The organism is Pseudomonas sp. Xaverov 83 (assembly GCF_019352905.1).
Taxonomy (GTDB): Bacteria; Pseudomonadota; Gammaproteobacteria; order Pseudomonadales; family Pseudomonadaceae; genus Aquipseudomonas; species Aquipseudomonas yamanorum.
Genome location: NZ_JAAAFU010000052.1, coordinates 1 through 8495 on the forward strand (window position 1 = coordinate 1; position 8495 = coordinate 8495).

Below are 8495 nucleotides of genomic sequence, written 5' to 3' on the forward strand. Positions count from 1 at the left end.
GGCGGGGCAGAGCCCTTTGCTTACTTTGGGGCTTTTCCAAAGTGAGCCGCTGTAAGAGCGGAACCATAAGTCGCCGTTACCTAAATAACGGATATGTACTCCCCCCCAAAAAAACGCTCAGCGCCCCCTAGCGAACAATCTTGTCCACCTGAATCCCCAGCTTCTTCAACCGATACCAAAAACTGCGCTCAGAAATCCCGATCTTCTGCGCCGCCGCAGCCTGCACCCCATTGCTCTCCTGCAACGCGGCCATGATGTATGCCTTCTCCACCTCGGCCAGCGCCGCATCCAGGTCGTGCGGCACACCCGGCCCGTTGCTGAGGATCGCACCCACCCCGTCTTCAGCCGGCTTCGAAGCAAACAGATACGCCGGCAAATCAATGTCCTCGATCACCGGCGTCGCCGCAACGATGGTCGCCCGCTCCACACAGTTCTGCAGCTCGCGAATATTGCCCGGCCAAGAATACGCCGCCATGGCCTGCAATGCCTCAGGGCTGAAACCGGTGATGCGTTTACCCGCCGTAGCACTCAAGGTCTGGGCAAAGTGCCGAGCCAGCGGCGCAATGTCTTCCACTCGCTCACGCAGGGCCGGCAGCGGAATCGGGAATACATTGAGGCGGTAGTAAAGGTCTTCACGAAACTCTTTGTTCGCCACCGCATCCAGCAAATTCTTGTTGGTGGCGGCGATCACCCGCACGTCCACCTTGCGCTCCCGCGGGTCGCCCACCGGCTCGATCACCCGCTCCTGCAAGGCCCGCAGGATTTTCGCCTGCAGCGCCAACGGCATGTCACCCACTTCATCCAGAAACAGTGTGCCCTTGTCCGCCTGCTGGAAGCGCCCGACCCGGTCCGCCACGGCGCCGGTGAAGGCGCCCTTGCGGTGGCCGAACATCTCGCTTTCCAGCAAGCCTTCGGGAATCGCCGCGCAGTTGACCGCCACAAACGGCTTGTCGGCACGATTGCCGTGTTTGTGGATGGCACGGGCGACCATCTCTTTGCCGGTGCCGCTTTCGCCCGTCAGCAGCACCGTCGCGTTGCTGTCGCGCACCGAGTCCACGGCGTGCAGCACGCGGCGAAACGCCGGGCTGTCGCCCACCAGGCTGTCGAACTGCGCATGCTCATCCAGTTCGGCACGCATGCGTGCGTTGTCGCGCATGATGTCGCGAAACTGCAGGGCCTTGGCCACGGTGATGTCCAGCTCGTCGATGTCGAACGGCTTGGCGATGTAGTCGTAGGCGCCGTTGCGCATCGACTGCACCGCGTTTTTCACGGTGCTGTAGGCGGTCATCACGATCACCGGCAGGTGGGGGTAACGCACCTTGATTTCCGCCAGCAGCGCCGGCCCGTCCATGCCGGGCATGCGCCAGTCGCTGATCACCAGGTCGATGTCTTCCTGCTCCAGCACCTTGAGCGCGTGCAGGCCGTTGCCAGCGGTAAACACCTGGATCCCGCTCTGGCTCAAGGCCGACGAGAGCAAGTCACAGAGCTTGGGTTCGTCATCGACTACCAATACGTTATGCGTCATCACCATCCTCATCATCGCCGTCGTCTGCACCCTGAGCCGGAATGTACAGGCTGAAGGTGGCGCCGGCATCTTTCTCGCTGACACATTCGATGCTGCCGTCATGACTTTCCATGATCGAGAAGACTTTGGCCAGACCCAAGCCGGTGCCCGAGGCCTTGGTGGTGACGAATGGCGTGAAGATCCGCTCGATCATGTCCGACGGAATGCCCTCGCCGGTATCGGCGATGCTGATCACCGTGTTGCCATTCACACTGCGGATGCCCAGGGTCAGGCGGCCGCCTTCGGGCATGGCATCGATGGCGTTGAGAATCAGGTTGAGGCACGCCTGCTTGAGCTGCTTGGCATCGGCGTAGATCGTCGCGCCGGGGGCCTGGTCATCGATATGGGCGTCGATGTTATGGGTCGACAACTCTGGCCCGCAGAAGCCGAGGATTTCCTCCACCACCGGCCGTGCCGCTTGCACCGTGCGCAACGGCGCGCTGGGTTTGGCGAAGTCGAGGAATTCGGTGATCAGGTCGTTGATCCGGCTGACTTCGCTGATCACGTATTCAAGGTGGCGCTTGTCGGTTTCCGGCAAATCGGCGCGGCGGTGCAGCAACTGGGTGGCGGTCTTGATAATGCCCAGCGGGTTGCGAATTTCGTGGGCCAGGCCCATGGCCACTTCGCCCAGGGCATGCAGGCGGTCACGGCGGCGCAGCTGCGCTTCCAGGTGATGCAACTCACCGAGGCGCTCGGTCATGTGGTTGAAGGTGCTGCTCAGTTGCGCCAGCTCGTCGCCGCCGCTGACCGCCACACGGTGCTGATAGTTGCCCGAGATCACTGCACTGACGCCTTCGGACAGATCCCGCAACGGCCGGGTCAGGCGCTGGGACACCAACATGCCGGCACCGAGCGACAGCGCCGAGCTGAGCAGGAAGATCAACACGAACAGATTGCTCTGGTTCACCAGGCCCACCAGGCTGGTGTGCCGCAGCAAGCCACTGAAGATCACCCCTTGCAGCTCGCCGGCATCATTGAAGATCGGCCAGTACAAACCGCTGTAGTTACTGGTGAACTGTTCGCTGGGCTGCTTGGTACTGCGCAGCGCGGCTTCGATACTCGAAGGAATCCGGTTGGGGTGATCGACGAAGCGCTGGGTGGAGAAAATCTCCGAGAAACCGCTGGGGTTGGCCAGGTACAAACGCAGGTCCAGGGAGTGCACATCGGCCACACTGGTCAGGAAACTACTGTCCAGGTACGTGGCCACCAGCAGTTGATAGTCGACACCGTCCTCGCTGGTTTCAAAAGTGGACACCACCACGCCCGTGGTCACGCCCGCCACCTGGACTGTCTGCAACACCGCATTACTCGCCAGGTTGATTTGCTTGACGATGTCGTCGGCGGCGGTGGTGAACACGATCTTGTGGTCACTGCTGCGGATCAACGCGACCACGTCGATGTCGGTGGCGGCGGCAATGTCGGCGGTCAGCTTGTCGTGCTTGGCGGCCTGGCGCGAAGAAGGCGGTTTGGTGTAGCGCAGGAACAGCTGGGCGACCCGGGCATTGTCGTGGAGGATGTCGCCGATCTCGTCCTTGACGATCTTGGTCGACTCCTGCAGCCAGATACGCACGTTGCTGTCGAAAATCTGCGACAACGTCGTCGCGGCAAGCTCCGCCGCGATCATCGTCGGAATCACGGTGACCAGCCAGAACGCCAACACCAGCTTGCGCTGGACGCTCCAACGCGAAATGGCAAAGGGGCGGGCTTTTGGGCGGGTCTTGTTGATCATCAGGTTTCGCTTATCGCAGCAGCCATGGCAGGGTCGGATCGATCCGGTCGGAGAAACACTTTTGCTACAAACAGCGCACGGTTGACCAGCCAGTTACGGTGGCGGAAAAACATGCTGTTGCCCTGAAACTCGCAGCCCAGCAGCAGCTTGCTGGCATAGCCGGCCTGACCGCATTCATATAACGCAATATTGTTGCGAATGCAGTACTCGACATTGGTTAGCCAACTGCGCACGGCCAGGTTGTATTCGCGGCTGTAATCACTGTCTTCGCCGAAAAACTTGTCAATCAGGCGATCCTGGTTGAGCAGGATCAGGTTGAACGCCACCAGTTGCTCGTCCACCCAATAAAGCACACAGACCGCACGTTCTTGCAGCTGTTCAAGGATACCGGTGAAATAGCCTGCCGGCAGTCGCTCGAACTGCAGGTCGGAGCGTTCCAGGGTGGCCTCATACAACGCCATGATGCGCGGCAATACATCGTCGATATTACGTCGCCACTCAACGCGAGGGCTTGGCGCACGCAGTTTGCGGCGCAAGTCCTTGCGGGTGGCTTTGTCCAGGGAACCCAGGTAGGCGTCCACTGAACCAAAAGGGATTGGCAACAAAGCCGTTGGCAGGCTGGGCATGCTCTGGAAGCCCGCGCCAAGGCAGCTGTTTGACCAGGCTTCATCCTTGGTCGGTGCGTCCTTGACCGCCACCAGCCCAACACCCAATGTATCGGCATCCTGGCGCGCGGCAGCGAGCAATTGCGCAAGCAACGCCTCGCGCCCTGATTCGGGAACGTGGCTGGCGATACCCGCATTGCACTGTTCTGCCACCGGCGAACCGATGGCATACAGGCCCAACTTCAAAACACCCGGCCACAGTCGCTCCAGGCGCTCGGTAAAGCGCTTACCTACGCCCGACACTGTCGTGTCGAGGCGATAACGCGTGATGAACGCCGGCGCGACCGCTACCAGCGTTGCATCGTCAAACACCGCAAGATAGCGCCACTGAAAATCATCGATAGCGGCATTTTCCACGGCCACGTAATAGTCCCAATCCTCCAGGGCATCGGGAAAACAGTCGTTCCAGGCACTGCGTTCGATGGCCCGAATGGTCGAAAAGGCTTGGGCGGTAATCACGTCTGATCCTTAGGGTTCAAGCCAACTGTCGATAATCTTCAGGAGCCTCTGTGGCATGTGCGTGTTGCTCGACAAACTCGGCACTCAACTCGATCACCCGGCGGTATTGCAGGTCGACGGTGATCATGTGGTAGCAGTTGTCCAGCAGGATCTTGGTCACGGGGCCGCCGAGGTGGCGTTCCACGTAATCGGCGTTCCAGCGGCTGGTGATGTCATCCTCGATGGAGTGCAGCACCAGGGCCGGGGTCTTGATCGACGGCATGAGTTTCTTCACCACGGCGTTCATCCAGTGCAACTCACGCACCGTGACGCCCTCCATGGTCAACAGCCCCGCCTCACTGCTCTCCCCTTCCTTCATTTGCCGCTCGACGATAGCCCGAAGGCGCTCGTTCTTGATGCCATAGGGCGGCTTTTCAGTGAAGCGGAACAGGCGCACACCAAAGGGAATGCGGATCAGCAAGGGCGTGATGAATGCCATCTTGTTGATGCTCCAGCCGTCGTACTTCAACGTGGTGGAGTACATCAACAAGCCTGCGACCTGGCCCGGAAACTGCGACGCCACGTACATCGACATCACCGCGCCCATCGACAGACCGCCGACAAACACCTGCTCGTGGCGCTGTTTCACGCCGACGAATGTCTTGCGCACGCCTTCGTACCAGTCCTGCCAGCCAGTGGCTTGCAGGTCGCTGTTGTCCCCGCAGTGCCCGGCCAGGGTCGGCACGTACACCGTGCAGTTCCCGGCCTTGGCCAAACCCTGGGCCACCCGACGGAGTTCCGTCGGGGTGCCCGTCAGGCCGTGGATCAACAGGATCCCGACCGGACCGCTACCGAGAACGAAGCCGGCATCACCTTCACCGAGGTCGATCTCGTGGCTGATCACCGTTTGGTCGCTCGCACAAGCAGTTGCTCGAGCAGCTTCAGGCCCAGGTCGATTTCCGGGTAGCTGATTTCCAGCGATGGAGCCAGGGTGATCACGTTTTTGTAGTAGCCGCCCACGTCGAGGATCAGGCCGAGTTTCTGACCGTCAACCACCATGTCGCCCTTCATGCCTTCCTCGACCATGTAGTCCAGGGTCGCCTTGTCCGGAGTGAAGCCGTCCGGGCCGCAGATTTCGCAGCGCAGGGCCAGGCCCAGGCCATCGACGTCGCCGATGATCGGGAAGCGCTTCTGCAGCTCTTGCAGGCCGGCCAGGAAGTATTTGCCCTTGGCCATGACCATCGCGCCGTAGTCGACTTCGCTGGTCATCTTGAACATTTCCAGGCCTACCGCGGTGCCCAACGGGTTCGACGCGAAGGTGGAGTGAGTGGAGCCTGGCGGGAAAATCTTAGGGTTGATCAACTCTTCCTTGGCCCAGATGCCGCCCAGCGGGTTCAGGCCGTTGGTCAGTGCCTTGCCGAAGACGATCACGTCAGGTTTGACGTCGAAGTGTTCGATCGACCACAGCTTGCCGGTACGCCAGAAGCCCATCTGGATTTCGTCGACGACCATCAGGATGCCGTGCTGGTCGAGGACCTGCTTGAGCTCGCTGTAGAAGTTCATCGGCGGGATCACGTAGCCGCCGGTGCCCTGGATCGGCTCGACGTAGAAGGCCGCGTATTCGCTCTGGCCGACTTTCGGGTCCCACACGCCGTTGTATTCAGTTTCGAACAGACGGGCGAACTGCTGCACGCAGTGGCTGCCGTATTCTTCCTTGGTCATGCCTTTCGGGCCACGGAAGTGGTACGGGAACGGGATGAAGTTGGCGCGCTCGCCGAAGTGGCCGTAGCGGCGACGGTAGCGGTAGCTCGAGGTGATCGACGAAGCGCCGAGGGTACGGCCGTGGTAGCCGCCTTCGAAGGCAAACATCAGGCTCTTGCCGTTGGTGGCGTTACGCACAACCTTCAGGGAGTCCTCGATGGACTGCGAACCGCCCACGTTGAAGTGCACGCGACCGTCGAGGCCGAATTTTTTCTTGGCGTCGACTGCGATCATTTCCGACAGCTCGATCTTGCCTTTGTGCAGGTACTGGCTGGCGATTTGCGGCAGGGTGTCGATCTGCTGTTTCAGCGCGTTGTTCAGGCGCGGGTTGGCGTAACCGAAGTTAACGGCCGAGTACCACATTTGCAGGTCGAGGTAAGCCTGGTCTTCGGTGTCCCACACGTAGGAGCCTTCGCAACGGCTGAAAATACGCGGAGGGTCGATGTAGTGAACGGTATCGCCGTAGGAGCAGTACTTGGCTTCTTTATCCAGAAGAACCTGGTCTTCTGCGGTAGCGATGCGGATATCAGACATGGTGGAAGAGTTCCTGATTGTCGGAAGAGGTGCTGAAAGCGTTGGCGTTGGCGGCGATGCCCTGAGGCAGCTTGGCCAGCAATGCCGGCAGTTCGGCGAAGGTGTCGAACCGCGCGTAAGGAATGTTGTTGGTTTCGCAGTAATCGGCCAGGCTGGCCTTGGCGAAGACGAAGTCGGCGGTGGAGGCCACGCACATGTCGGACTTGCCGTCGCCGATCACCAGCACGCGCTTGTTGCGCGGCGTGGACTTGCACTTGCAGTTGCCGGAAGCAGCACGGCAGGCGTCGCTGGAATACGGGAAGTCGATGCGCCAGCTGTTCTGGTCGACCTGGCGGAGGCGGTTGGCGAGGATTGGCAGCAAGGTCACATAGTTGCGCGACAGAATCCGCGCGATGCCTTGTTCGATGCCATCGCTGACCACTTCAATGGAAGCGCCCAGACCCATGACATGGTCGACGAAGTCCGGGAAGTCCGGGTCGATCTCCACACTGTCGAAATACGCCAGCAACTCGGCCGGGGTTGCCTTGATCAGCGCCAGTTGACGGCTCAGGCATTCGCGCGAACCGATGTGCCCATCCAGCCATTCCTGCTCGATGGTTTCCCACTCTGGGCCGGCGAAGCGTTGGAGGACGTTGTCGATGACGTCGGTGGGAGTGATGGTCCCGTCGAAGTCACACACGATATGCCATTGGATCATCTGCATTTACCTATGAAGTAGGAACGCGCTGTTGCGCTTGCAGGGGATAGAGCATGGAGCGTGCCAAGTGCCACCATCCCCCGTTTTCAAAGGGTTTGGCGGGTATCGACGTGTAGTTGTGTCGAAACCGGCTACAATTTTTGTAGCTTGCTACAACCTAGATGAGTGCTTGCCTAAGGCAGGGCGTTTGCGCGTTCATGCGCGCATGTTCACAAAAGGATATGGCTTCATGTTCAGGGTTACTTTTGCTGTATTTGCCGGTTTATTTGGACTGTGGAGTGTTTCGAGCGCGGCGCTGGCGGACGGGATTACCGGTGAAGCGGGCGTGGGCGTCAGCTATCAACCCCATGATCCGACGGGCAGCCGCTACGAAACGCAGCCGATTCCTTATTTCGACCTGGATTGGGGGAGTGTCAGCCTGGGTAGCGACGATGGGCTGACCTGGAGTGCCCTCAATACCCATGGCTTTACTGCTGGGCCTTATATCAACTACTTGCCGGGGCGGACGGCGAACGGTTCGTTGCGGGGCTTGCGGGACGTTCCGGATATGGCGGAGGTCGGGGGGTTCATTCAGTACGCTCCGGCTGAGTTCTGGCGGGTGTATGCACAGGTGGGTCAGGCCGTGGGCGGTGGGCATGATCAAAGTGGGGTGGTGGGTAAGCTCGGCGGGGAGTTGGGGTATCCGATGGGCCGCGGGATTATCGGCAGCACCGGTTTGATGGCGCATTTCGCCGATGCTCGGCAGGCGCAGACGTTTTTTGGGGTAGATGCCAATGAGGCTGCGGCTTCGGGGTTTCGGCCGTATAACGCCAGTGCCGGGTTTCAGAACCTGACGTTGACGCAGAGTTTTGAGTTTCCCCTGGATGCGAAGTGGTCGCTGTTGACCAGTGCCAGCTGGATTCACTTGGTGGGGTCGGCGGCCAATAGCAGTATTGTCAAGGAGACCGGGGATGTGAATCAGGGGCAGGTGCAGGGGGCTATCAGCTACAAGTTTGATTGAGCTGGGGGGGGCATATCCGTTGCTGCGGTAACGGCCTCTTATGGTTCCGCTCTTACAGCGGCTCACTTTTGAACAGCGCAAAAGTAAGCAAAACGCTCTTGCCCCAC

The 8495-nt window shown here is 60.1% G+C and carries 7 protein-coding genes; 1 reads left to right on the plus strand and 6 read right to left on the minus strand.

The window, feature by feature from the left end; genetic code table 11:
* Positions 1-127: 127 nt before the first annotated feature.
* From K0H47_RS17140 to K0H47_RS17165, 6 genes are read right to left on the minus strand one after another with little or no spacing between them, the layout of a single operon-like run.
* Entirely contained in the window at positions 128-1525 is a 1398-nt protein-coding gene (locus tag K0H47_RS17140; protein WP_063027406.1) for a sigma-54 dependent transcriptional regulator, read from the minus strand.
* A complete protein-coding gene (locus K0H47_RS17145; protein WP_063027404.1) occupies positions 1515-3293 on the minus strand; it encodes a HAMP domain-containing sensor histidine kinase in 1779 nt (592 codons plus the stop codon). Before K0H47_RS17145 ends, K0H47_RS17140 begins: the two co-directional genes overlap by 11 nt.
* Positions 3293-4417, minus strand: coding sequence for a GNAT family N-acetyltransferase (locus K0H47_RS17150; RefSeq protein ID WP_017480104.1), 1125 nt, complete (start codon positions 4415-4417; stop codon positions 3293-3295). The genes K0H47_RS17145 and K0H47_RS17150 overlap by 1 nt, the downstream gene beginning before the upstream one ends.
* Positions 4418-4433: 16 nt before the next feature.
* Complete coding sequence (locus tag K0H47_RS17155; RefSeq protein ID WP_063027402.1) at positions 4434-5300, minus strand: carboxylesterase; 867 nt, start codon at positions 5298-5300, stop codon at positions 4434-4436.
* Positions 5297-6691 carry an aspartate aminotransferase family protein gene (locus K0H47_RS17160; protein ID WP_003216473.1) on the minus strand — a complete coding sequence of 465 codons (1395 nt, stop codon included), beginning with the start codon at positions 6689-6691 and terminating at the stop codon, positions 5297-5299. Before K0H47_RS17160 ends, K0H47_RS17155 begins: the two co-directional genes overlap by 4 nt.
* A complete protein-coding gene (locus K0H47_RS17165) occupies positions 6684-7388 on the minus strand; it encodes an MtnX-like HAD-IB family phosphatase (RefSeq protein ID WP_026078301.1) in 705 nt (234 codons plus the stop codon). The genes K0H47_RS17160 and K0H47_RS17165 overlap by 8 nt, the downstream gene beginning before the upstream one ends.
* A 229-nt stretch (positions 7389-7617) precedes the next feature.
* Between K0H47_RS17165 and K0H47_RS17170 the strand changes: the two genes are divergently transcribed.
* Positions 7618-8388: a MipA/OmpV family protein gene (locus K0H47_RS17170; RefSeq protein ID WP_063027400.1), complete on the plus strand. Its 771-nt coding sequence runs from the start codon at positions 7618-7620 to the stop codon at positions 8386-8388.
* The last annotated feature ends 107 nt before the right edge of the window (positions 8389-8495 follow it).